General features: G+C 29.7%; 17 protein-coding genes, 1 tRNA gene, 1 rRNA gene and 1 pseudogene. 9 read left to right on the forward strand and 11 right to left on the reverse strand.

Annotation, left to right across the window (positions count from 1 at the left end):
• Positions 1–63: 63 nt before the first annotated feature.
• Positions 64–2,856, reverse strand: a 23S ribosomal RNA gene (locus ECAJ_RS04030).
• A 273-nt stretch (positions 2,857–3,129) separates the two neighbouring features.
• On the opposite strand from ECAJ_RS04030, the gene ECAJ_RS04035 reads away from it, so the two are divergent.
• The 4 genes from ECAJ_RS04035 (at position 3,130) to trxA (ending at position 7,951) form a co-directional block, all read left to right on the forward strand.
• Entirely contained in the window at positions 3,130–3,981 is an 852-nt protein-coding gene (locus tag ECAJ_RS04035; RefSeq protein WP_011304893.1) for an alpha/beta fold hydrolase, read from the forward strand.
• A 213-nt stretch (positions 3,982–4,194) separates the two neighbouring features.
• Positions 4,195–5,178, forward strand: a complete 984-nt coding sequence (pdhA, locus tag ECAJ_RS04040; protein ID WP_011304894.1) for a pyruvate dehydrogenase (acetyl-transferring) E1 component subunit alpha — start codon at positions 4,195–4,197, stop codon at positions 5,176–5,178.
• Between the two features lie 846 nt (positions 5,179–6,024).
• A complete protein-coding gene (locus ECAJ_RS04045; RefSeq protein ID WP_044262055.1) occupies positions 6,025–6,810 on the forward strand; it encodes a TrbG/VirB9 family P-type conjugative transfer protein in 786 nt (261 codons plus the stop codon).
• Positions 6,811–7,630: 820 nt separating this feature from the next.
• On the forward strand, positions 7,631–7,951 hold the full coding sequence (gene trxA / locus ECAJ_RS04050; RefSeq protein ID WP_044262205.1) for a thioredoxin: 321 nt from the start codon (positions 7,631–7,633) through the stop codon (positions 7,949–7,951).
• Positions 7,952–8,100: 149 nt separating this feature from the next.
• Here the strand turns inward: trxA and ECAJ_RS05055 are convergent, their stop codons facing one another.
• The 3 genes from ECAJ_RS05055 to xseB all read right to left on the reverse strand — a co-directional run bounded on the left by ECAJ_RS05055 (position 8,101) and on the right by xseB (position 11,774).
• Entirely contained in the window at positions 8,101–8,265 is a 165-nt protein-coding gene (locus ECAJ_RS05055; protein ID WP_155799209.1) for a hypothetical protein, read from the reverse strand.
• A 1,562-nt stretch (positions 8,266–9,827) separates the two neighbouring features.
• Positions 9,828–11,063 (reverse strand): tRNA (N(6)-L-threonylcarbamoyladenosine(37)-C(2))-methylthiotransferase MtaB, encoded by a 1,236-nt coding sequence (gene mtaB, locus ECAJ_RS04060; protein ID WP_011304897.1) that lies wholly within the window; start codon positions 11,061–11,063, stop codon positions 9,828–9,830.
• A gap of 522 nt (positions 11,064–11,585) precedes the next feature.
• Positions 11,586–11,774: an exodeoxyribonuclease VII small subunit gene (gene xseB, locus ECAJ_RS04065; protein ID WP_011304898.1), complete on the reverse strand. Its 189-nt coding sequence runs from the start codon at positions 11,772–11,774 to the stop codon at positions 11,586–11,588.
• A 66-nt stretch (positions 11,775–11,840) separates the two neighbouring features.
• Between xseB and ECAJ_RS04070 the strand changes: the two genes are divergently transcribed.
• Positions 11,841–12,134, forward strand: a complete 294-nt coding sequence (locus ECAJ_RS04070; RefSeq protein ID WP_011304899.1) for an ETC complex I subunit — start codon at positions 11,841–11,843, stop codon at positions 12,132–12,134.
• A gap of 855 nt (positions 12,135–12,989) precedes the next feature.
• On the forward strand, positions 12,990–13,907 hold the full coding sequence (locus ECAJ_RS04075) for an AEC family transporter (RefSeq protein WP_011304900.1): 918 nt from the start codon (positions 12,990–12,992) through the stop codon (positions 13,905–13,907).
• A 546-nt stretch (positions 13,908–14,453) separates the two neighbouring features.
• Here the strand turns inward: ECAJ_RS04075 and rsmD are convergent.
• From rsmD to ECAJ_RS04090, 3 genes are all read right to left on the reverse strand, one after another.
• Positions 14,454–15,002, reverse strand: a complete 549-nt coding sequence (gene rsmD, locus ECAJ_RS04080; protein ID WP_011304901.1) for a 16S rRNA (guanine(966)-N(2))-methyltransferase RsmD — start codon at positions 15,000–15,002, stop codon at positions 14,454–14,456.
• 5 nt (positions 15,003–15,007) lie between these two features.
• Positions 15,008–16,195 (reverse strand): SurA N-terminal domain-containing protein, encoded by a 1,188-nt coding sequence (locus ECAJ_RS04085; RefSeq protein WP_044262207.1) that lies wholly within the window; start codon positions 16,193–16,195, stop codon positions 15,008–15,010.
• Between the two features lie 238 nt (positions 16,196–16,433).
• A tRNA-His gene (locus ECAJ_RS04090) sits at positions 16,434–16,506 on the reverse strand.
• A gap of 830 nt (positions 16,507–17,336) precedes the next feature.
• Here ECAJ_RS04090 and ECAJ_RS05060 point away from each other — a divergent pair.
• Complete coding sequence (locus tag ECAJ_RS05060) at positions 17,337–17,501, forward strand: hypothetical protein (RefSeq protein WP_155799210.1); 165 nt, start codon at positions 17,337–17,339, stop codon at positions 17,499–17,501.
• A 260-nt stretch (positions 17,502–17,761) separates the two neighbouring features.
• Here the strand turns inward: ECAJ_RS05060 and gltX are convergent, their stop codons facing one another.
• Positions 17,762–19,099, reverse strand: coding sequence for a glutamate--tRNA ligase (gene gltX, locus ECAJ_RS04095; RefSeq protein WP_196792416.1), 1,338 nt, complete (start codon positions 19,097–19,099; stop codon positions 17,762–17,764).
• A gap of 394 nt (positions 19,100–19,493) precedes the next feature.
• On the opposite strand from gltX, the pseudogene ECAJ_RS05095 reads away from it, so the two are divergent.
• A pseudogene (locus ECAJ_RS05095) lies at positions 19,494–19,622 on the forward strand (DUF2628 domain-containing protein); the annotation flags it as partial.
• A gap of 979 nt (positions 19,623–20,601) precedes the next feature.
• On the opposite strand, the gene ECAJ_RS04105 reads toward ECAJ_RS05095, so the two are convergent.
• The gene (locus tag ECAJ_RS04105; protein WP_011304905.1) at positions 20,602–21,387 is read right to left on the reverse strand and encodes a thiazole synthase; all 786 of its coding nucleotides are present in this window, start codon (positions 21,385–21,387) and stop codon (positions 20,602–20,604) included.
• 119 nt (positions 21,388–21,506) lie between these two features.
• Entirely contained in the window at positions 21,507–21,713 is a 207-nt protein-coding gene (gene thiS, locus ECAJ_RS04110; protein WP_237422692.1) for a sulfur carrier protein ThiS, read from the reverse strand.
• A gap of 250 nt (positions 21,714–21,963) precedes the next feature.
• Here thiS and ECAJ_RS04115 point away from each other — a divergent pair, with 250 nt between their 5' ends.
• A complete protein-coding gene (locus ECAJ_RS04115; protein WP_011304907.1) occupies positions 21,964–23,388 on the forward strand; it encodes a hypothetical protein in 1,425 nt (474 codons plus the stop codon).
• 952 nt (positions 23,389–24,340) lie between these two features.
• Here ECAJ_RS04115 and ECAJ_RS04120 read toward each other — a convergent pair.
• Positions 24,341–24,901: a NifU family protein gene (locus ECAJ_RS04120; protein ID WP_011304908.1), complete on the reverse strand. Its 561-nt coding sequence runs from the start codon at positions 24,899–24,901 to the stop codon at positions 24,341–24,343.
• Positions 24,902–24,962: the final 61 nt, after the last annotated feature.

Below are 24,962 nucleotides of genomic sequence, written 5' to 3' on the forward strand. Positions count from 1 at the left end.
ACTATAAATCCCAAATAAGCAAAAAGATGAGCTTGCAGTTTTAACACTACATATATTTACAAAATAAGTAAATCAATTGGGCTATTAGTACTGGTTAGCTACATATGTTACCATACTTACACACCCAGCCTATCAACGTGATGGTCTTTCACGGCCCTAATGGGGAAATCTAATCTTAAGGAAGGTTTCTTACTTAGATGCTTTCAGTAATTATCCTATCCATACTTAGCTACCCAGCGATGCTGTTGGCACAACAACTGGTACACCAGAGGTATGTCCAACTCGGTCCTCTCGTACTAGAGTCAGATCCTCTCAAATTTCCAAACGCCCACGGAAGATAGAAACCGAACTGTCTCACGACGTTCTAAACCCAACTCACGTATCACTTTAATCGGCGAACAGCCGAACCCTTGGGACCTACTTCAGCCCCAGGATGTGATGAGTCGACATCGAGGTGCCAAACGGTGTCGTCGATATGAACTCTTAGACACCATAAGCCTGTTATCCCCGGCGTACCTTTTATCCGTTGAGCGATGACCCTTCCATGCGGAATCACCGGATCACTATGACCGACTTTCGTCTCTGTTCGGCCTGTCGGCCTCACAGTCAGGCAAGCTTATGCCATTGTACTATAAAAGCTGATTTCTGACCAGCTCTAGCTTACCATCGCACGCCTCCGTTACTCTTTAGGAGGCGACCGCCCCAGTCAAACTACCCACCATACAATGTCCTAACCCCAGATTCTATGGAGCATAGTTAGATATCAAAAATGTAAAGAGTGGTATCTCAAGGTCAACTCCACCAAAGCTGGCGCCCTAGCTTCAAAGTTTCCCACTTATCCTGCACATCACATTCCTAACATCAATGTAAAGCTATAGTAAAGGTGCACGGGGTCTCTTCGTCTACCCGCGGGTACCCCGCATCAGCACGGGGAATTCAATTTCGCTGAGTCGATGTTGGAGACAGTGGAGAAATCGTTACGCCATTCGTGCGGGTCGGAACTTACCCGACAAGGAATTTCGCTACCTTAGGACCGTCAGTTTTACGGCCGCCGTTTACTGGGGCTTCGACTTGGAGCTTGCACCCCTCATGTTAACCTTCCAGCACCGGGCAGGCGTCAGACCCTATACTTCCACTTACGTGTTTGCAGAGTCCTGTGTTTTTAGTAAACAGTCGCTACCCCCTATTCTGTGCCACCTACACATGGTTGCCCATATACAGGCCACCCTTCTCCCTAAGTTACAGGTGTAATTTGCCGAGTTCCTTCAACATCGTTCTCTCAATCGCCTTAGTATACTCTACCTACCTACCAGTGTCGGTTTACGGTACGGACTTATAAACTTAAGCGCTATTTCCTGGGATCTTTTTAAAGCATGAGCCAATCCAATAAGGCTCATACTAACACAAAATCCGTCACGCTTAAAAGGTTCAGGAATATTAACCTGATTTCCATCGACTACTCCTTTACGGCCTCGCCTTAGGATCCGACTAACCCTGCGCAGATTGACTTAACACAGGAAACCTTAGGTTTTCGGCGAGAGTGGCTTTCACACTCTTTTACGCTACTCATGTCAGCATTCTCACTTTTGATACCTCCAGCAGCCCTCACGGACTACCTTCACAGGCTTACAAAACGCTCCGCTACCAGACCTAATTTTCATTAGGAATTCGCGTCTTCGGCATATGGCTTGAGCCCCGTTACATCTTCGGCGCAAGAAAACTTATTTAGACAAGTGAGCTGTTACGCTTTCTTTAAAGGATGGCTGCTTCTAAGCCAACCTACTAGCTGTATTGGTCTTCTCACTTCCTTCCACACTTAGCCATAATTTCGGGACCTTAGACGGCGATCTGGGCTGTTTCCCTTTCCACCACGGACTTAGCACCCATAGTGTGTCTGCTGTATAACTACTTATTGGTATTCGGAGTTTGATTGGATTTGGTAAGAGGATGAGTCTCCCTAGTCCATTCAGTGCTCTACCCCCAAAAGTATATAGTACAACGCTCTACCTCAATAGATTTCGCGGAGAACCAGCTATTTCCAAGTTTGATTGGCCTTTCACCCCTAACCACAACTCATCCAATACTATTGCAACAGTAACAGGTTCGGTCCTCCAATGTATTTTACTACACCTTCAACCTGGCCATGGTTAGATCACTTGGTTTCGGGTCTAATCCATTAAACTAAACGCCCTATTCAGACTCGCTTTCGCTGTGCCTACACCTAACGGCTTAAGCTTGCTTAATAGATTAACTCGCTGACCCATTATGCAAAAGGTACGCTGTCACCTTAATAAATATAGGTTGTGATTACTCACAAATATAAGTATAAGGCTCCAACTGGTTGTAAGCATTCGATTTCAGGGTCTATTTCACTCCCCTCCCGGGGTTCTTTTCACCTTTCCCTCACGGTACTTGTCCACTATCGGTCGTTAAGGAGTACTTAGGCTTGGAGGATGGTCCCCCCATCTTCAAACAGGATTCCACGTGTCCCGTCCTACTCAAGGATTTATAATTTTTTTACTTATACTGGGCTATCACCATCTATGGCTACTCTTTCCAAAGTATTCTAATTTTTAATTATAAACCACTGGCCTGGTCCGTGTTCGCTCGTCACTACTAACGGAGTCTCTTTTGATTTCCTTTCCTCTAGCTACTGAGATATTTCAGTTCACCAGGTTTGCCTTGCATATCTATGTATTCAATATGCAATAATCAATAAATTGATTGGGTTTCCCCATTCAGAAATCTGCGGATCAAAATTCGTCTGACAATTCCCCGCAGCTTATCGCAGCCTACCACGTCTTTCATCGCCTCTTAACGCCAAGGCATCCATCAAATGCTCTTTATTATTTACTCATTTGCTATATATGCAGTACTAAAACTGCATTTATTATATTATACTCTTAGCTAATTGAATTGATTGATGATTAATATCATCAACCTTACCATTTAATTAATCTTTTTGCTTACTTGTCAACCAACAAGATACATAACACAATATGCATCTCATGAGATATAATTTTTAACGACATATTCATCTTATGTCAACACTTATTTTTTATTATTTGCATCTTATTTTAAAAATGAATAAAAAATATCATAATCCAATATCAATTTATACTTACAATTATGATATCCTATACACTTAATATAAGTCAACTCAAAGAAAAATTTACAATGTGCTATTATTATTTTAACAGCACTAGTAATAATTATTTAATATGTGTACATGGTATAACAAGAAATGCCAGAGATTTTGATTATTTAGCAAACACCCTATCATCCAATTATAAAATCATCTGTCCAGATATTGTAGGAAGAGGTAAAAGCTCATGGTTACAAGATTACCAATTATACACTTACTCAACTTACTGCAAGAGTATAGTATACCTACTTAGACATTTAAAAATTGATAAAGTAGACTTTTTAGGCACATCAATGGGTGGAATAATAGGAATGTATTTAGCTGCATATTTCCCTAATTTAATCAATAAACTCATCATTAATGATATAGGACCATCCATCAGGGTATCAACTTTAAAAAAAATTTCTCAACATATAAATATTAATCCAACATTTAACACAATTGATGAAGCAGTAGTATACATTAAAAATTTATTAATTAACTTCGGCATAAATCAAGAAAATCACTGGCAACATATCATTACGCATAGTATTATACAAAATCCTAATAACACTTACTCATTAGCATCAGATCCTAAAATAGGTATGGCTTTAGATGAAGACATCAGTAAGATAGAAAGTGATACATGGAATATATGGAATATATGGGACAAAATACAGAGCAAAATATTAGTTATACATGGAAGTTTATCAGGTGTTTTAACACACAGTACATTAAAAAAAATGCTACTTTCAAAACAAAACATTGATTCTATAGAATATCGTAATATAGGCCATGCACCAGCATTAATGGATGACTATCAAATACAGGATATAAAAAATTGGTTATCAAGTTAGTGTAATACAGAAACCAATACATTAATTATTAAGTAGATTAACAGTTATTTTAATTGTTATCATAAATTATTTAGTATCACTATATTAACAAATATACATATTTAACACATAATTAGTTGTTGCGATGTACTAATAAATAAGTTAGCAATATTTTGATATAAAATAAACTGATAAATATATTACGTATTAAGTTCATCATATTTTAGGTAATACATGACAAAAAAACATTCTAATAACTTAACAAATGAACAGTTGGTAAATTGCTATTACAGTATGCTACTAATGCGTAGATTTGAAGAAAAGTCTGGCCAACTCTATGGTATGGGTCTGATAGGTGGTTTTTGTCATTTATACATAGGGCAAGAAGCTATAGCAGCAGGTATACAAAATGCCATTACAGAAGGAGATGCCATTATTACTAGTTACAGAGACCATGGATTCATGCTTTCCGTAGGGACAGATCCAAAATACGTAATGGCAGAATTAATGGGTAAAAGCACAGGGTGCTCAAAAGGTAAAGGTGGATCAATGCACATGTTCAATATAGAGAAGAATTTTTTTGGAGGTCATGGCATTGTTGCCGCACAAGTACCAATAGGGACAGGTATTGCACTTGCAAATAAATATAAGAAAAATAACAACATTGTATTTACATGTTTTGGAGACGGTGCAGTTAATCAAGGTCAAGTTTATGAAGCTTTTAATATTGCTGCACTATGGAAACTGCCAGTAATATATGTTATAGAGAACAACGAATATGCAATGGGTACATCTGTATCTAGATCATCTTACATAACAGATTTATATAAAAAAGGAGAAAGTTTTGGTATACCAGGACATCAAGTAGATGGTATGAATTTATTTGCTGTAACACAAGCTGCAATTGATGCAGCAACCTATTGCAGATCAAACAATGGGCCAATACTATTAGAAATGAAAACTTATCGGTACAGAGGACATTCTATGTCAGACCCAGCAAAATATAGATCAAAACAAGAAGTAGAAGGAATAAAAGAAAACAAAGATCCAATTACTCACTTAAAAAACCACTTAATATCTAACAATATTGTATCTGACGAAGAATGTAATAAATATGATAAAGAAATAAGAAATATAGTTAAAGAAGCTGTAGACTTTTCACAAAATAGTAGTGAACCTGACATTAATACTCTGTATACTGACATATATAAAGACTAATATAACCTAAGTATACTCATAATTTTCATGACCATAAATTATATTAACAAGTATATAGATAAAGTTGTTGTATTCTTTGATAATTTCAGAACTTTTAAATACATTACAAGTAATGTAAAGTACTGTTAACAAATCACTGAAGTAAGTGTGTGTCAGAAACTAATAAAAATTCAATAAGTAATACAACAATAAGCTTAAATTAAATAAGTGATGATTACAATATATTGTACACTCAAATCACAACAACATTATTTCAACAACTCATCAAAAATTTATCTCATGCATACTTATTATTAATCTTTAATAACTATAAAATGCTAACATAACGTTTAATAAGTCATGTTTTATAACACATTGCCAGACTAAATTAAAGAGTACATAATTTGCACAAACTTAATAAGAAAGTTTTCCAAGATTAATTTAATGTCACTAACATTTAATGATACAACTCAATAATATTATCAGATTAAAAAGTAATACTTTAAATACTATTATCGTATAACAACACATTAAAAATTTTTCTAATACAGACTTATGTCAAATTTAACAATATAGAATAATGTAATAATACCAGATTTAAACTCTTTAAATACATTGCTAATCTAGACTACAGAGCACATAATTCTCAACAATTTAATCAACAAGTCTACCTAAACTGACTTATTACTAATATTTAATCATATAAAACATTCTACTAAAATTAGGACACAAACAATCTTTCATAGTAATTTAATAAACTTTTAACATGTGTATTTTATGACTTTACATACTAAATTTGCATAGACTTGTTGCAAGTTGTAAGATTAATGTTAAAATGAAATGTTGTATATTTTACTACACACACAGATGAGAAACACAGCAATAGTTTTTGTTTTGATTTTACTTAGTAGTACAATTTGTTTTGCTAAACAAGAAGTACGGTCTATAGCACAAGATAATCACATTAAAGTTATGACTTACAATCCTCATGCTATACATAAATACACAGGGTTTTATGGGTATCAGTCTAGCATACTGTTTGAAGAAGGCGAGACCATAGATACTATATCTATGGGTGATTCAACTGGATGGCAATTAATGCCAAAAGGTAATAGGTTATTTATTAAGCCTGTAGCTGATAAGGCAGATACAAATGCAACTATCATTACAAACAAGCGTGTGTACTATTTCGAGTTTTTCGCAGAAGAAGCAAAAGGACTGGATGATCCAAGATTAGCTTATGAAGTTAGGTTTATATATTCTTCCACTGAAAACCTTGTTGGAGAAGATAGCTCTGGTATGATATTTCCAGTTAGTCAACCTGCTATTCCGGACTTAACTGATAGCGAAATTGCAAAAAAAGGATTAAATTTTGACTACCTAGTGTCACACAACAGAGGAAGTCAGAGAATTGTACCACTTAAGATCTTTGATGATAATCAGTTTACTTATATGCAGTTTGCACACATTAATGCAGATCTACCTTCAATTTTTACTGTAGACTCTGAAGGATATGAGTCACTGATTAACTTTAGAATATCGGGTGATTATGTGATTATTGAACGAGTTAGTGATGTATTCACTTTACGGTATGGTTCAGATACAGTATGTGTATTTAACAATAAATACAATAAAAAGAAAAGAAAAAGATAGAAGTTTATAATAAGAATATGACATAATTAGTATGTTGTTTAAGGTGGTTTATGCTAATATGGAAATACATTAACAACAGTATTATCAACTTAAATAAGTTTGTCATTATTTAACTTAAACATATTTGAATTATAAACACATTTTATATTTATGGTTAAAATATTTTACATCAAACACTACAAGTATTTGCATATTCAAAAACTTCTAAAATGTTAAAGGATAGTGGTATTGTTTGTTATTTATTCTAAGTAAACTTATTGATGAAGTATACGTTTTAATCTACTATTTTTTAGAACTAATAACTTGCATCTATTAAGAATACATTTGACTTTCATATTATTGCAAAGTCTTAAAGTGTGTCTCTTCCAAGATGTACTTAAACTTATTAAAAATGCATGTTTATTAAACAGTAAAAATAAGATTATCAAACAAGCTGTTAAATATAAATTAGCTGATTAACTCTTCTTAATTAGGCTTGCATTTGAAGTACAAATACTATTTAAATCAAGATATTAGACCTATCTATACATGTATGTTTTAAAATACAGCAAAAATAGATTTATTAAAACTAAGTAATCAACCAATCTAGCAAATAATTTATTAAATAGGAAAGCAGATTATTTTCATTAAGTACACATTGAACCTATGTTACTTAACATTTAAAAATGTTTTATATAAAACCCAAAAAGATACTTATACATGCACATTAATTTAATAAACTATAGAATACATATTTCAACAATATTTTTTCATCATTATTCTTGCGATAATTTACAACTGTTCTACAATATTAGTAAATTTTATAAGCATGGTATCAGTAATGATCGAGCAAATTAGTGATAGTGATTTCCACAGTAAAGTTATATCTTGCAATGAAGACATACTAATTTTAGTAGATTTTTGGGCTCCATGGTGTGGACCTTGCAAAACTTTAGAACCACAACTTGAAAAGTTAGCACAGCAGTACGCTGAACAGGTGAAGATATACAAGTTGAGCATTGAAGATAACCAAGATGTTGCTATTCAATATGGAGTTAGTGCAGTACCAACTACTTTGATGTTTAAAAACGGAAAAAAACTATCACAAGTTATTGGAGCTGACATTGCAAAGATAATAAATGAACTAAACAACCACATTTAAAGAGCTATAGTCTTAATCTTCATTTGATTTTTTATAATCATTTCACTCTTTGCATTTATTCATTAGTTGTATATTTACTAATGTATCAATATCACTAGTTGCAATAAGATTGTAAGTTATAAAAGATTAAATGTTTACGTTTGAGTACACTATAATAAGCGGTTACTAACATTAGAAATTTTTTCTAAATCTGGTATGTAGTTGTTTTGTCTAAGCTTCACAACACTAAAAAATCTATCAATATCTTCGCTTCTACTCAAAGCTAGCAAGTGTAGTACTGTAACAATTTGATATTCATACAATCCATTATCCATTTCATTAGGTTTACAAATTTATAAGTAGCAGCAAATATCTAAACAAATAATTATCAAATTACTATTCTCTCTTAAGCTGAAATGTATATCAGGATAAACCATAAACAACACTCTTAAAACTTCCTAGATAGCCTCTTAATATTCAAGTGCATTATTAATAATACAGTTTATCAGCAAATAGAACATATACTCTACAGATTAGAAATAGTGATAAATATGTGTATAAATAATATATCAAATCATAATCTATCTTAAGCTTAAGTACGTACCAGCACAAATTACAAGTGATATCTTAATTCAGATAGTTTTTCAATATTCTGTACATTATTAATAATACTGTTTATCAGTAAATTGCACATATACTCTAGAAATAGTAACAAACATCCACACAAATAATTCCCAAATGACTTACTTATCTTAAATACAAACGTACCTTAGAACAAATTACACTCAGTATCATAAAAACTTTTCAGATAGTTTCTCAACATTAAAGTAAAGTATACACACACTAATATAACTTACCAATAAACTAAGCATATACTCTCAATTAGAAATAGTGACAAATATTTATACTAAATAATCTACAAATCACAGATCTATCTTAAGCTTAAGTACGTACCAGCACAAATTACAAGTGATATCTTAATTCAGATAGTTTTTCAATATTCTGTACATTATTAATAATACTGTTTATCAGTAAATTGCACACATACTCTAGAAATAGTAACAAACATCCACACAAATAATTCCCAAATGACTTACTTATCTTAAATACAAACGTACCTTAGAACAAATTACACTCAGTATCATAAAAACTTTTCAGGAAGTTTTTAATAATATGAAATAAAATATATTACCACAAATATATGTTACCGTTTTGAAAACTAGCATACTACATAAATATTCTACCATTAGTTTAAGTGCATTTCAGAAATCAATACTATTAAATATTTTAGGTAATTTTCTAATACTAAGTAAACATCACCAACACAGGTTATTTGACAAATAGCAGATTGTTATTACATCAGATAGAACAAAGTCAACAGAGTTGTAGTGATAACAGAACATATCAGTGCACTACAATTAAAAATCAGAATACTTTAGAAAGAGTAGCTATAGATGGTAATATAGCACACAATATAAGTAAAAAAAATTATAGCTCATTACAGAGTGTGAAATATGAAATTTACAAGATAACAAACCCTTTAAGTTAATCACTAATCTATGAGATAGCCGCAAATTAAACATCAACAATAACAAGGCAATAGCAAACCCTTAGTTTAATCAGTTAGAAAACTACAAATATCAATAGAACCATTCAAAACTTGCAGACAGTTTTGTATGATAACTGTCACCTGCTTTTTAAACTAAATTATATACATAATAAAAAAATATCATAACTCATATCTTTAAATATTGCTTAATTTAGCAACTTTAACATTCTGACAGCTTAGCACTAGTACTTATTGCATTTAATAATCCTTATTAGCACTCTATACACCACAAAACATACAACAAGCTTTGATAAAAGAATAAGTATAAAATTATCAAGTAACCTAAGATTACAATACTTGTGCAATTAAACAGTTCCCTTCTACTGTTGTTATTTTCACCTCAACAATACTTTGCAATTTAACATCATTATTAGCAAATTTTACTAAAGCAAAATTCTCTGCTCTACCAGTACCTGATTTTTCAACAATAACACTTTGCTTTGTATGTAATAGAGTATTATAGAAACTATGCAACCTCTTTTCAGCAAACTCTAATAAGTACTTTACACGTCTTTTTTTTACTTCTTGTATAACTTGCGGCATCCTAGCAGCTGGTGTACCTTCCCTTCTCGAATATGGAAAAACATGTAGATAAGAAATATTAGCTTCTTCTATCAACCTCACCGTATCATTAAACATTTCTTCAGTCTCTGTGGGAAAACCAACTATAATATCTGCACCAAATGCTACTTCTTTTCTTTTATTACGTATTTTATTACAAAAATCTATCACTTGTTCCCTATTATGCCTACGTTTCATCCTCTTAAGAATCAAGTTATTTCCTGATTGCAAACTTAAATGTAAATGTGGCATAAACCTAGGCTCATTTACAATAATATCAACAAGATCATCCTCTATCTCTGCTACATCTATAGATGATAATCTTAATCTGCGTAATTGTGGCACTGCACTCAATACCCTTTTCACCATTGTGCCAAGCACACGTTGACCATAAATATCCAACCCAAAATCACTAATATCCACCCCAGTAAATACAACTTCATTATATCCATTGTTAACACAATCTCTTACCTTAGTGATAATATCTTCTATATTTAGAGAACGATTATCCCCTCTTGCTTTTGTAATCACACAAAATGTACACTCATGATTACATCCATTTTGAATTTCAATCAACGCTCTAGATTTTCCAGAAAATCTATTTACTGAATTCTGTACAATTTCTCTTGAATCTTCTATTTTACTTACAATAACTTTACCTTCAGTAACATAACTTTCATATTTTAGTTTATCTTGATTACCTAATACCTTAATTACCCCAGGCATATTAATGTATAATTCTGGATTTAATTGTGCAGCACACCCTGCCACTATGATTTTTACATTAGCATTATTATTGTAAAGTTTACGTATTTTAGATCTTACTTGACGTTCAGCTTCATTAGTGACAGCACAACTATGGATAACAATAACATCCTCTAATTGTGCTTTTCTTAAGTTATTCTTGATAACTTCACTTTCATAAAAATTCAACCTACATCCAAAAGTAATAACATCACTCATCTTTATCTCTAATCCACATTAATTAGCACAACTGCAATAATTATTTTTAATTATAACACCAAAATACGCATTAAATTTTTTTCAAGCTTTTCTAACATACACCATAGGGTATCTGAATAGAAACATAACTTTACAACTGAAACTACAATAAATCCTGCACAATACAATAATTTACTTTCTAGATGTTAAAAATAAGCAGTTTTCCCAACAAATTTCATTATTTATGATAACAGGAAGTAAAATCAAAGTAAAATCTATCAATTAGAAACTACATTTTAGTTATCACAGCATCACAAGAAGTTAATAAAGTGCTTAACCAGTATTTTTATTAATTAAACTATTTATTTTCCATAAAGTAGAAAAATTTTTTATAATCCAACTAATTTTCATACATATCAAAAAATCACAGTATCAAGTTAAATTTTATGATAGTTATTCAAATTACATTTACTTTTTGATATCAACCTTATCCAAAAAACAGACATTATTTACATTAGAACTAGTGTGCTTTAGAAAGTAGCTTTATTCTTCCACTTCTATTTTAAGCTCTATCTCCTCAATAGTTTTACTGCAATACTCATACAACTTCTTACCAAGACTATATAACTCAATACTCCTAGCTAAACTTACTTGATTAGATTCCAATTCTTTAACTATAAGTTCCAATTGCTCTATAGCACTTTCAAAAGTATATTCATCATCAATAGACATAAGGCATTATTTACTGTATATATTTAATATAGTAATTGCTTCCTTAGATAAGAACAAGTATCAAATATGCGTGCAAGAATATATAAACCAACAAAAAGTGCCATGCAGTCTTGTGATAACAAGCAAAAAAAATGGAAACTTGAATTTGAACCTTCATGTACTCAATACATAGAACCATTAATGAAATGGACAGGATCACATGATACAAGGCAACAGATACGTTTATTCTTTAAAACCAAGGAACTAGCTATTGCATACGCAATAGCGCATAACATTGACTATATTGTTTTACAAAACAATTCACGCACTACATCTGCAAAATCTTATGCTAGTAACTTTACAAGACTTAGAGGTATTTAGAGATATCAAGCACTTACATGTTATATATATCAAAACTATAAGTTATAAAAATATAAATAATGACAGTATAAAACTTTTGTAACTAATAATACTCACACAGTATTAAATTAATAGAAAACACTAACTAAAACTCACCAACAGATATTAAATTATTTATATTAATATAAGTATGTTTATATATATCAAATAATGTTAAAAAATTTTAAATTAGTTATTAAGTCATAACACTGAATTAATAAAAAATTAAAGAAATATTAACTAGATAGTTAATACATGTACAAAATACATAACAGCTATTAAAATCATAGCACATGTCAACAAAATTTAATTAAGCATAAAATACACACTTAAACTAAGAACATTAGCATAACATTTTACTATAAAATGATTACTTGTATTAGGTAACATTAACTAATTTCTCTTCACAAATATTAAAATTATGTCACATAAAAAAATTTAATTATACACAAACTACACATTTAAACTGAGAACATCAGCAATAATACTTGATTATCAAATAGTTACTTTTACAGGATCATATCAACTTTATATAGTACTTCATTTTTATATCTCAAATCTTATATAAAAATGCACTATAAAAATTAATATAAACAAATCTTACACTAAAACTACCATACACATATTTTCTTAACAGTTTTTACATTATCTTATACATAAAAAAGCATGCCAATTTATTATTAAATTCATTAATTTGATTATTATCTAATAATTTAATAACATAATTTATCCACTATTAATTCTATTTATAAATGTATTTTTCATGATTCTATAGTTGTAAAGCAATTCATACTTATGTTACAGTATTTGATACACTAGTAGTACGTTAAAGAAATTATGTTTTTTATATTATTATTTAAGATCCTACCCTTATATATAACAGTATTTCTGGGATTTATTGCTGGAAAATTCCTTAAAATAGATAGCCCTAGCATAGCAAGACTACTTTTTTATATAATGGGCCCAATTGTAGTGTTTTCCGGAATTTCACAAATAACTATCAATTCAGAAATTTTATCACTCCCTTTCTTCACATGGCTTGTATGTTGTATAATGTCAGCTGTAGTATATTATACTTCTTCTTTCATTTTTAGAGACAGTACAAGAAATATATTAGCATTTAGCTCAGGAAGCTCAAGTATGGGGTTTTTTGGACTACCAGTTGCACTAGCAATGTTTGATAATCATACAGTATCCATATATCTCTTCTGTTATGTAGGGATGTTAATGTTTGAAAATAGTTTTGGCTTTTATATTGCTGCTCAAGGATCATACACTCCAAGAAAATGTATAATAAAATTAACAACATTACCTGCAGCATATGCTGCCATAGTAGCATTAACTGTTAATTACTTCAAAATACCTGTTCCACCATTTATATCCGACGTTGCAATTAATATTAGAGGTGCCTATGTATCATTAGGAATGATGTTGTTAGGTATAGCAGTTGCAAATATTAAAATCTTCACTATTGATTGGAAATTTATTTTTATTACACTAATAATAAAATATGTATTTTGGCCAGTACTAATACTTGGATTCATTATTTTAGACAAGTTGACTATACAGTTATATAACAACGACACATATAGAGCACTAATACTATTAGCAATAATACCAATGTCAGGTACAGGTATAATATTAGCAACAATGCTAAACAACAACCCTGACAAGACAGCAATTATGTTACTAGTCAATACAACCATAGGGCTATTTTACGTACCACTAATGATTTCAATACTACTATATGAATAAGAGGCAGAGGCATAAATTTAACATCTACTAAAACATAAGGTATTTTTTATAAATAATTTAAGATTTATATATTTTTTCACATTTTATTATTTGACATCAGACTCATACTATAGCTATATAGTTTTTCAAAACAAAAACCTAAAAAATATTTAAATACTTTCATAACATTTCACTTGTAATACATTGCAGAAAATATAACACCTTAATATTTTACAGCTATTGTAATTAAATAGCTTTGGCAGGCAAAACTCTCACACTCCTTACACTAACTATTCAACATCAATCTAATTTTATAGTTATATAAGCTTTCAAAATATAAAAACCCATTAAACATTCTTATTGCAATTACTTGTAATATAATCATCCTAATACTATTTGAACAGAATATATCAATTTAACATTCATTGAAATACAAAGAGACTTTTATAAACAAAATCTAAAATTCCCATACTTTTTCATATCTAATTTTTGAGATAAACCTAATCTTATAGTCATATAAAGTTTTCAAAATATAAAACTCACTAAAACCATTCAAAAAACCTTACCTTACTCACACTGTAATATGATTACTTTAGAAATCCCATAGATGCGCTCAACCATCACTTTATACCCTGCAGGACATATAAAAGCCACTTTTTTTCTAACCCTAACCACAACCACACTACTACTTCTAATCCAATTTAATCTCATCAGTACACTAAGTGCTATATCAACCAAAGCAGGATTAGTATACGGAGGATCAACAAAAATAATATCATATTGATCAGTAGCAATAGGTAATTTCTCAACATCACAACACATAAGTGTGACATTATTTACAACTCCTAAGTGCTCAGACGTGCGTTTTACTAAGCTTAAATTATAGTGGTTTATATCAATCAATAAAGCACTCTCTGCTCCTCTTGATAATGCTTCAAATGATAATGAACCACTACCACAAAATAAATCAAGAACTTTACATCCTTGAATACTCATACGAGACAATATGATATTAAAAATAGATTCCCTAATTATAGACATAGCAGGGCGAGCACTTAGTAATTTATCAGAAAATATTCTTCTACCACGATATTTGCCTGATGTTATACGTAACATAACAATTAATTATATTTTTCTATTAAAGCATTCTTTTTCAAGCTGGATAATAAATATTCACTTTGCATAGCTAACTTTTCCATATAAAGCCTCTGCTTAATAAAATCAGCATTATCTATTACATCATCAGCTTTACCTTTTGTAACACTACATAACATAATAACGTCAACTACATTATTATCAGTAACTTCTACTATCTTACCAACATCACAAGACTGCAACATATTTTGCATTTTTACAGACAAATCTTTCACTTTCATTACAAAACTGAACGGCTCAGGTAGCCCAAACTCTTTTGCAATATTGTTAAAATTCTCACATGTAGCTTTAGTCTTCAATTGGCTAATCTGACTTGAATATTTTTTACCTTCTTCAACATTCAAATGTATTTGTTTTAAATTAACACTACTACTTGCAAATTCGCGATTTATGTCAGCTCTATGTAGAAGTTTTATAATAAAACTACCATGTTGGTTTTTTATAGGTCCTATCATATCCCCAACTTTTACATTAAGTAATTTATTTGCTAAATCCACATCAATATTTTTAACATTAATACTAGCTTCTTCAACTAATACATCCTTTTTATTAGCCTGAATACTTTCAACACTTACTCCATTTTGCAAATCAGACATGATACTATCTATTATAGACTCATTATCACTTACACTAGCTGGAACTATTATTTCTTGAATATGTACAGATGTATCTATCCCATTAGTAACAGTACAATCTCTATTATCGCGTATTTCTTTCTCACTAATGATAATATAAGGTATTACTTTGAGCATTAGTATCTTATTCCAAAGTAATTTAGATTTCATATGCTGCATAAACATTTTATAATCTAACCCTTGCGTTTCAACGTAAGACTTAAAATCAATATTTCCTAAATTTTTCATCACTAAAAATTGTTTAACAGCTTCTAAAATATCTCTTTCAGTAACTGTAATTTTAAGTTTTTTAGCCTCTTGTCTCCATATAGACTCATCAATCAAAGCATCCAATGCTATTTCTGCTGCTGTACTACCATCCACTTTATAAAAAAATTTGTTTATAGCAACACGCTTTTCTAAATCTAAATTAGAAATCAAATCATCATTTACCATAGCAACTATCTTTACATCAGCAAAAACAGTACTACTAAATAACATAACACACAAAATCAATAACCTTACTGCATGATTAAACATATTAATTATCATTTAACAAGTTCTTTCTTCAACTTTATATAAAAATACAGCAATGTCAAAAACTCTTTAACAGTGTAGCACTCTCATAAAAATTGTTTTCAAAATAAATACATCATACACGTTACAATAAATAAAAGCTTTGTATAAAAATCTTGATATAATGTGCATAACAAGCACAAATAAATTAATATTATTGCATTGATACAATAGAGATACAGTACTTCAAACTTAAGATACGGGCGAGTGACCAGGATTGAACTGGCGACCCTCAGTGCCACAAACTGATGCTCTACCAACTGAGCTACACCCGCCATATAATAAAGAACTACTGTACTTGTACCATAATAAATGATCAAATACAACATAGAAATGCTTGATAATTTATAAGGGACACAATCAAAGAATAAAAATTCTACATGTGCAACACCTATCACTTAATAAAAAATCTCTTATTAAGTTTATAACGTACTAAAATCACACAACTTACAAATATTATGTTTTAAATTGATAATGTAACAATTCAGTTTTTTTATCACTACTAATATACAGACACTCTGATACAAGTATCTTGAAATACTAAACAATTATCAAAATTACAAGAAAGTACAAAAATGATCAAAAACAATGAAAATATTGTACATCACATAATAAAAATATAAACACTTGTGAATCATCTTTCATTAATATTTTAAAATTGTAACCCAACAACATACAATATCCAAATATTAGAACTGCAAAACTATAATATTACGGAAACTAAGTTGTTTTACTATTCTATAAAAATTATATGATAACAACAATTATACACTAGAACCCATTAAACCTAAGATAAACAATACAAGTACATATACCAAACTTACATGCAATAATAATAAAGACATATGAACAAATTTATTGTATTTTATAGAAGTCAGAATATAAATTTATGGCTATTAACTAACCGACACAATTTAGTAAGTTATAAATTTATAAACAATCCAATTAATATGACAAGACATTACATGTACCGCATATTAGCGCAACACAAAATTATTTTTGTTGTATTGCAGTCTTATTAACATGTTAATAATATAACAACACTTGTATACAATTCATCAATGATCACAACCAGACAGGTTCAAATCTGCAGATAATATAGTTAATGCCAATACAAGAAGATACTACTCATCCAGAAGATCTACCTAATCCTATGCTTACATTACTACATCATCATCAAAATGATGGCAGCAATCAAGAAAGTAGTAGAAATAGTACTGGATTTAGATTACATGGAGTATTCGATAAACAACCTATATCTAAACAATAATATTCAGTCTTACAGCATTAACGTATTGTTAAGTGTTGTTTGTGATCAAAAAATTATTTCATATTGAATTCTCATAATTATAAAAGCTACTGTACTATGAAAATGCATATATACACTACTTCTAACTAACTACAGTAATTCTATCAATTTAGTTAATACTACAACAAAATGAAAAAATACTGTAACTAATAAACAGAAAAGATATTAATTCATGTACTATGCAAGTTTTTTAATTATTATATGGCATATAATAATTTTATTTATTGTGTCACAGAATAACTAAGTCTACGTACAATTTCTTCTCTACCAATCAATGGCAACAATTTAGCAAGCTCTGGACCTGCAGCTAACCCAGTTAATGCTAATCTCAATGGAGCAAATAAATTCTTACCTCTACGATCAGTCTGCTGTTTTATATTAGAAACCCATGTATTCCAAGTACTATCATGTACCTCCCCTTGAGGGAACATATTTAGTGCTAATGTTATAAAATCTTTATCATCTTGTTTAACAACAGGCACCATATCCCTACTACAAATTTTTATCCACTCTTCAATATCAGAAAATTTTTCTATATTTCCACATACAAAATCCCAAAAAGCTGGTTTATCTATTTTAAGCTCTTTTAGCCTATCCTTCACATCATCAAACGACATGTTGTGTAATATTTTAGGATTTAATTTTAATATATCATCTATATTAAATTTAGTAGGAGCTTGGCTAAAAGCAGTAATATCAAAGGAATTAATTAAACCTAACATATTTATATGTACATCTATTGGATGAGAAGTCCCTATTTTAGCAAAATAACTATTAATAGCCATTGGTTCTAATTCATATAATTGCATATCTTTGACACTAGATCCACCAACCCTCTTAGATATTTTATTATCGTCAGAATACAGCAGAGATAAATGAGCAAACATTGGTACTTTAGCTTTTAAAGCATCTAACATTTGTATCTGTACTGCAGTATTACTTATATGATCTTCTCCACGAATTACATGAGTAACATTAAAATCCATATCATCTATCACAGATGGCAACATATAAGTATATGTTCCATCAACTCTTCTAATAATTGGATCACTAATATTTTTTGGATTAAAAGACACTTTACCACGTATTTCATCATCCCAATTTATTAACTGATCTTGATTTATTTTAAATCTAAAATATGGAGCTCTTCCAAAATATTTATCCTTTTCCGCTTGAGTTAAGTTCAATGCACTTCTATCATAAATAGGTGGCAATCCAGATTTTAACTTCATTTTCCTTTTAAACTCAAGTTCTTCTTTACTTTCATAACAAGGATACAGAAATCCTTCTTTTAACAGATACTGAAACACATCTTCATAACGATCAAACCTAGAAGATTGCCTAAAACTAGCATCCCAATTCATGTTCAACCACTTTAAATCATTTTCTATTTCTTTAATATATTCTTCTTGTGATCTCTGAGTATCAGTATCATCAAATCTCAATAAGAATTTACCTTTCTGTTTACGAACATATAGCCAACAGATTAAAGCAGTGCGAACATTTCCAACATGAAGATATCCTGTTGGACTTGGAGCAAAACGTGTAATCATAATCAAGATCTCCTTAGATTCCATAATGTCATAAAAATTATTCTTTTAATTTCACTGATTTAATCAAGCAACTAAAATATTACGGTCAATAATATAACATACCTTCAATATCAGCAATTTATCACTATAAACAAACTAGCGCTCAAAATTGAATATACATTTAATCAAGACATTTTAGAATAAATATTATTACAAGTTTTTCTACTACAATACTTTAAACTCTCAGAATTACTATATTCAAAAATACTGTTTTTAGGTTTACTAACTTTTATTTTAATCATACTATTAATGCACGTTAGTAAACCAAATATTTTATATGCAATCCTTTTTTATATATAAGCATCCAAAAAAAATGAACACACTAGATAGTACAGTATTTGTAAAAGATAGTTTTTCATTTATGACCTTTATATTTTCAATTTTCTTTACACTTTATAAAAAACTCTGGCTTTTGTCATTTATCTCAATTTCTGTATTTAGTGTAACTTATGTTATGTATTCAACATTAAATTTAATTAACTTACCAATTTACCTATTAATTAACTTGTTATACAGTTTCTACATGGCTTCATCTTACACTGATTGGTACCAAGCAAAACTAAAGAAAATAGGATACAAGATACACGATGTAATATTTGCCGAAAATTTAATCTCTGCAAAACTAAAATTTAAAGGATAAAGAACTACACCAAAATTACATCAAGCAAGTTTATACTAAAATTTTATACTACAATTTATTTTGAATTATTAAAAGATCGCAATAATCTTCCTTGCATACGTATCATGCTTTAATTATACATTACACCAACATCTTAAGGTTACAGACTTACAAAAAGTTTTACAAAGTTTTCACACAATTGGATTCTAGGTTACACACATCAAGCTAAAGTGTCACAACAACATTCAAACTTTATATGTTTTTATATTACAATCACAGTACTATTTTAATAATGTATATACATAACACAACTTCACAAAATTGATAAACAATCCTTCAAGATTATAAATAAGCTGACAAAGTACACTAAAGACACTACTAATATCAAAAAATACACTATTACATTTATTACAGCTTCTTGCATACATACTCAGTAGTATGTTGCTAACAATCTAAAATTACAGAACTAACAAAAATTACTTCAAAATTTCAGCATTGATATTAATAGATCAAAACTATCACCCACATTAATTTGTAAAACCAAACAAAATTTAACATTAAACTTATACTATTTTTTTGAATACCATCTTACAGTATTAGTTCAGTAAATGTTTCAACAATGTCTTAAGAATAACTATTATTGACATACCGATAAGAAAAACTTAATAACAATCTGAACAAAGCAACACATTGAGATTTCTTACAATCACTTCACTTAACAATACATTGTTCAACAATGCCATAATACCTATAAAGACTATTTAAAACCAATAACGATTTATAGCAATAATACTAATGTAGTAGATTCAATATTGAATTTTTTATAATAAATAAAAGAATCTTATAATATCTAATTAGAAGTGTTACACCAAAAAGGTGTATCAATAAGTGGTGTACTAGATACGGCAAAGTCTTTCTTATGAATAATACCAGCACGATAAGCTATACGTCCAGCTTCTACAGCATATTTAAAAGCACAAGACATATCTTGAGGAACAATAGATCTTGCAATAGCAGTGTTAATAAGTACAGCATCAAAGCCCATTTCCATAATCATTACCGCATCAGATGGTCTACCTATACCAGCATCAGCTATCATTGTTGTTTCTGGGAATCTATGCCTCAGCAATTTCAAATTATACATATTGAGTATACCACATCCAGATCCTATTGGAGCAAGACCTGGCATTAATACGCGACATCCATAATCCACTAACTTCTTACATACAATCAAATCATCAGTACAATATGGAAATACCTCAAATCCTTGATTAATTAATTCTTTTGCTGCCTCACATAGCAATATTAAATCTGGATATAGCGTATACTCATCTCCTATTAGCTCTAATTTAATCCAATTGGTACCAAAAATTTCTCTTGCCATTTGAGACATAAGTACTGCATCATCTACTGTAGAACATCCAGCAGTATTAGGCAAAATATGACATCCACTTTCTTTTACTATATTCCAAAAATCATTACCACCATTTTCAGATGGCATTTGCCTAGATAAAGATACAGTTACTACTTCAGCACCTGAAAGTTTGATTGATTCACACAAAATAGCAGGAGATGGATACATAGCAGAACCCAACAGTAATCTACTTTGCAACAATACACCATACAAATTTAACATATATATCTATTAATTATATTAATTCCCAATTTCTTCATGTAATATCAACAAAACGTTCAACTTAGCCATATTATACACTACAAATTAATTTAGATTTCAACAAGATACACTGTCTTCAATCATCCACCTTGCATAGGGTACACTATATCTACAATATCACCATTATTTAAGTAAGTACTGCTATATTTATCCCTGATAATTAAATTTCTATTCACTGCGACAGCAAATGGTAAGTTAGTATCATAGGAGCACATATTCAAAATCTGACTAAGTGTTAGCCCAGATTCAAATACCATTTCTCTCTGATTAATGACAATAGTAATCAATATACTACCTATCTAAAATCCAAAAATCTCACTGCAATTATATTAATAAAATACCATTTGAAAAACTTATAATTAGTATTTCAAATAACGAATCATTTTAAATATTTAAGCACTATTAAAACTTTACAAAATAAATTAATTTTTTATTATACATAACAAGTTAACTAATTTATACTATTATAAATATATTTTTCAAAATAAATTAATTTAAAGCATTAGAGAATTCATATATATTTATTATTATTTAACAATGTACCAAAGAAAATACTCACAAACAATAAATGAAATCTTAGAAATAATTTCATCTAATTCTTTACATTCAACTGATTCTTTAAATTTATTACTAGTAATAGTACCACAAATTTACAATGTTCCTTCAACTGACAATGAGAACTATAGGTATTATCACATTATACAGCATTACACTAATGAAGCATACAATAACATACAAAACAAAGAACAAGCTAAACTATTACTAAAACTATGGTTCAAAGCATTAATTCACAAAGTTTCATATGGAATAACAATATTCCCTGAAGATCAAAAAATAATAGATAAAACATTAGATAAATTGTTTAACAAATTTAGAAAGATAAATCAATACCCTACTCAACAAATCAAAGATAAACTTTATAATAAATTTAGAAGAATAATTTCTAAATCAAATATAAACCCAGAATTAAAAGAGTTCTTTCAGTCATATGCAACTGATACTTCAAATCTCACAAAGCACAAAATGGAGGTAATAAATGAAATAATAGCATCTGTAAATACACAAGATGTAACTTTATTAGGGACATGCCATGGAATAACCAAAGGATACAGTAAAAATTATCTTAACATTCCAATATCTCAAAAGATAAAATATTTGTACCAAGACATTATGAAAACAGAACCCATAGACTTGAAACATGCTCTTAAACTTTTTCCTAAGAAACACCCTGTTTTTTCAATACAGTACCAACTCACTAAACTACATGTAACACTAAAAGACTATCAAAACAGAAAAGAAAAATTTTCCACAGCAAAATATCCATGGTACTCTATAATTAATAATATCAAGAAAGTCATCTACACCCACATCATACAGCCAAAATTAACAAAAAAAGCACATATCTTAACACAAATAACATCTGCATTCAAAGAAAGTATAGCATACGGTGACACTGTGTTTTTCTTTAAACAGTTAAAGGCAATACATAAAAATTCCAACATATCCTGGAATCCATTTTATAAAGACATTAATACATTAATAAAGTCTTTAAATAATATGGAACCACCCGTACAAAACATAATGACTAGTAAAGAGTTCATCACCAACATCAAGTTTTACCCTAAACACGAACACACTACACACATAGTGAGAAATACAAAAAAGCAACACTTCCTAAATAATTTACATACAGGAAGTACACATACAAAAACAGAACACAACAAATTTCACAAACGTAACATTATAAGAAAAGCAAAAAAAGCTATAAGTTATACTAATAAAATTGCGCAAGAAAATATCAAATCAATCAAAAATCGGATAACAAAGACAATACACAAAAAACGAAAAAAGACACATAAAATTCATACAACGCCTACAACAAGTTTCGCATTTATTGATTTAATATCTTCTGATGAATTGACAAACACTAACACTAATATATTGAGTACTATAAAAAGATAAACTCATACATACAACAACCACCAATACTGCTTATACAATAGCAATGCATTACACAGATATAGCTATCTTCACAAAACCAAGAGCTTCAGAATAGCAATAAAAAAAGCTATCTTTCAAGTAACTATTAACAGCACTTTAAATACAAGTTAGATATTTGAAAAACACTTCAAAACTTCAGTCTTACTTAATGTACCAGCCTACATTAAACATGATTTCTATACATCAATACTAAAAAACATTGAAGCATTCTATATAATCAAAACATTAAGATAGTATTTTCACAGCAACACATTAGTAAAAAATCAAGTACTTACAATAAATAAACTATACTTTAGTAAATTAGAGTAACAGTACAAAACATTTTTTACATATAAGATTGAATACACCACATCAAAAAAACTGTAGCATAACATAAAACAATCCATACATTGATAAATTACAATAGTACTTTTATAAACTTACTTATTACTGATCAGTACATTGCAAAATATCGAAGAGATCCAACACAGTACAAAAAACGTACTAACCAAATTAATAACACTTTTTCAAAATAGATTGTGCATTTAAGTCTATTAAAACACTGATAGAATTATCATTAATAATACTTGTATAGATGCAATTTATGTACTCAAGCTTTACTTAACACACTAAAAACATTTAGAAACACAGTACTTCTCAACATCAATGTACTGATAAACTAATATTAACAGTAAGCTTATATTTTAATGTAACTTCACATACATAAGTTTTACTCACAAAAAACCAACAAGAATTTTAGTACAACTTTTAGTACAACAATATAAGAAAACCATTTTGCAAGTGATTATTAATAGCACTTTTACATACAAACAGAATCTTCTTATCTAAGCTTTAAATACATTACAAAATATTTAAGGGATCCAGTATAACAGTAAAATACCAAGTTACACCACAATAAAATGTTCTTATCTACTTATTGAACACTTTCTACACCTTGTATATCTGGGATATAATAACTTAGCATATTATATATTCCTTCTTTCAAAGTAATTGAAGCACTAGGACACCCTGAACATGCTCCCCTTAATTTTACAAACACAATACCATTACTGTATCCTTTAAATTTTATATCTCCACCATCCTGCATAACAGCTGGTTTCACATAATCATTTATTAACTCTTTAATCTTATCAACCATTTCTACATCTTTTTCATCAAAAAACTCATCTGTTTCTTCTTCATTAAAATCTTCAGTGCTATCACCAGGATTAAGTGTGAGAAACTCCATAATAACAGTCAAAACTTCTGGCTTTAAAACATCCCATTCAATCTCATCAGATTTTGTTATCGATACAAAATCACCTCCAAAAAACACTCCTTTCACATGTTCAACTTTGAATAATGCTGCTGCAAGAGGAGAACTTTCAGCTGCTATATTATCAGCAAATTCACTAACCTTACCATTATTGACAGGAACACCTGGCATAAATTTTAAAGTATTAGGATTCGGAGTTTCCTCTATTTGTATAAACATAATAAACCATTTGCAAAAAAATACTTTTAACTTGTATAATATGGATATACCTTGTTTAAAT

The organism is Ehrlichia canis str. Jake (genome assembly GCF_000012565.1).
GTDB lineage: Bacteria > Pseudomonadota > Alphaproteobacteria > Rickettsiales > Anaplasmataceae > Ehrlichia > Ehrlichia canis.

What these genes read in the sequence shown, in the direction of transcription:
- xseB (WP_011304898.1), bottom strand. Translation starts at nt 11,774, where the DNA reads ATGTCTATTGATGATGAATATACTTTTGAAAGTGCTATAGAGCAATTG.
- ECAJ_RS04075 (WP_011304900.1), top strand. Translation starts at nt 12,990, where the DNA reads ATGTTTTTTATATTATTATTTAAGATCCTACCCTTATATATAACAGTA.
- ECAJ_RS04105 (WP_011304905.1), bottom strand. Translation starts at nt 21,387, where the DNA reads ATGTTAAATTTGTATGGTGTATTGTTGCAAAGTAGATTACTGTTGGGT.
- pdhA (WP_011304894.1), top strand. Translation starts at nt 4,195, where the DNA reads ATGACAAAAAAACATTCTAATAACTTAACAAATGAACAGTTGGTAAAT.
- rsmD (WP_011304901.1), bottom strand. Translation starts at nt 15,002, where the DNA reads ATGTTACGTATAACATCAGGCAAATATCGTGGTAGAAGAATATTTTCT.
- ECAJ_RS04045 (WP_044262055.1), top strand. Translation starts at nt 6,025, where the DNA reads ATGAGAAACACAGCAATAGTTTTTGTTTTGATTTTACTTAGTAGTACA.
- ECAJ_RS05060 (WP_155799210.1), top strand. Translation starts at nt 17,337, where the DNA reads ATGCCAATACAAGAAGATACTACTCATCCAGAAGATCTACCTAATCCT.
- ECAJ_RS04035 (WP_011304893.1), top strand. Translation starts at nt 3,130, where the DNA reads ATGATATCCTATACACTTAATATAAGTCAACTCAAAGAAAAATTTACA.
- ECAJ_RS05055 (WP_155799209.1), bottom strand. Translation starts at nt 8,265, where the DNA reads ATGGATAATGGATTGTATGAATATCAAATTGTTACAGTACTACACTTG.
- ECAJ_RS04085 (WP_044262207.1), bottom strand. Translation starts at nt 16,195, where the DNA reads ATGTTTAATCATGCAGTAAGGTTATTGATTTTGTGTGTTATGTTATTT.
- ECAJ_RS04120 (WP_011304908.1), bottom strand. Translation starts at nt 24,901, where the DNA reads ATGTTTATACAAATAGAGGAAACTCCGAATCCTAATACTTTAAAATTT.
- mtaB (WP_011304897.1), bottom strand. Translation starts at nt 11,063, where the DNA reads ATGAGTGATGTTATTACTTTTGGATGTAGGTTGAATTTTTATGAAAGT.
- trxA (WP_044262205.1), top strand. Translation starts at nt 7,631, where the DNA reads ATGATCGAGCAAATTAGTGATAGTGATTTCCACAGTAAAGTTATATCT.
- ECAJ_RS04115 (WP_011304907.1), top strand. Translation starts at nt 21,964, where the DNA reads ATGTACCAAAGAAAATACTCACAAACAATAAATGAAATCTTAGAAATA.
- ECAJ_RS04070 (WP_011304899.1), top strand. Translation starts at nt 11,841, where the DNA reads ATGCGTGCAAGAATATATAAACCAACAAAAAGTGCCATGCAGTCTTGT.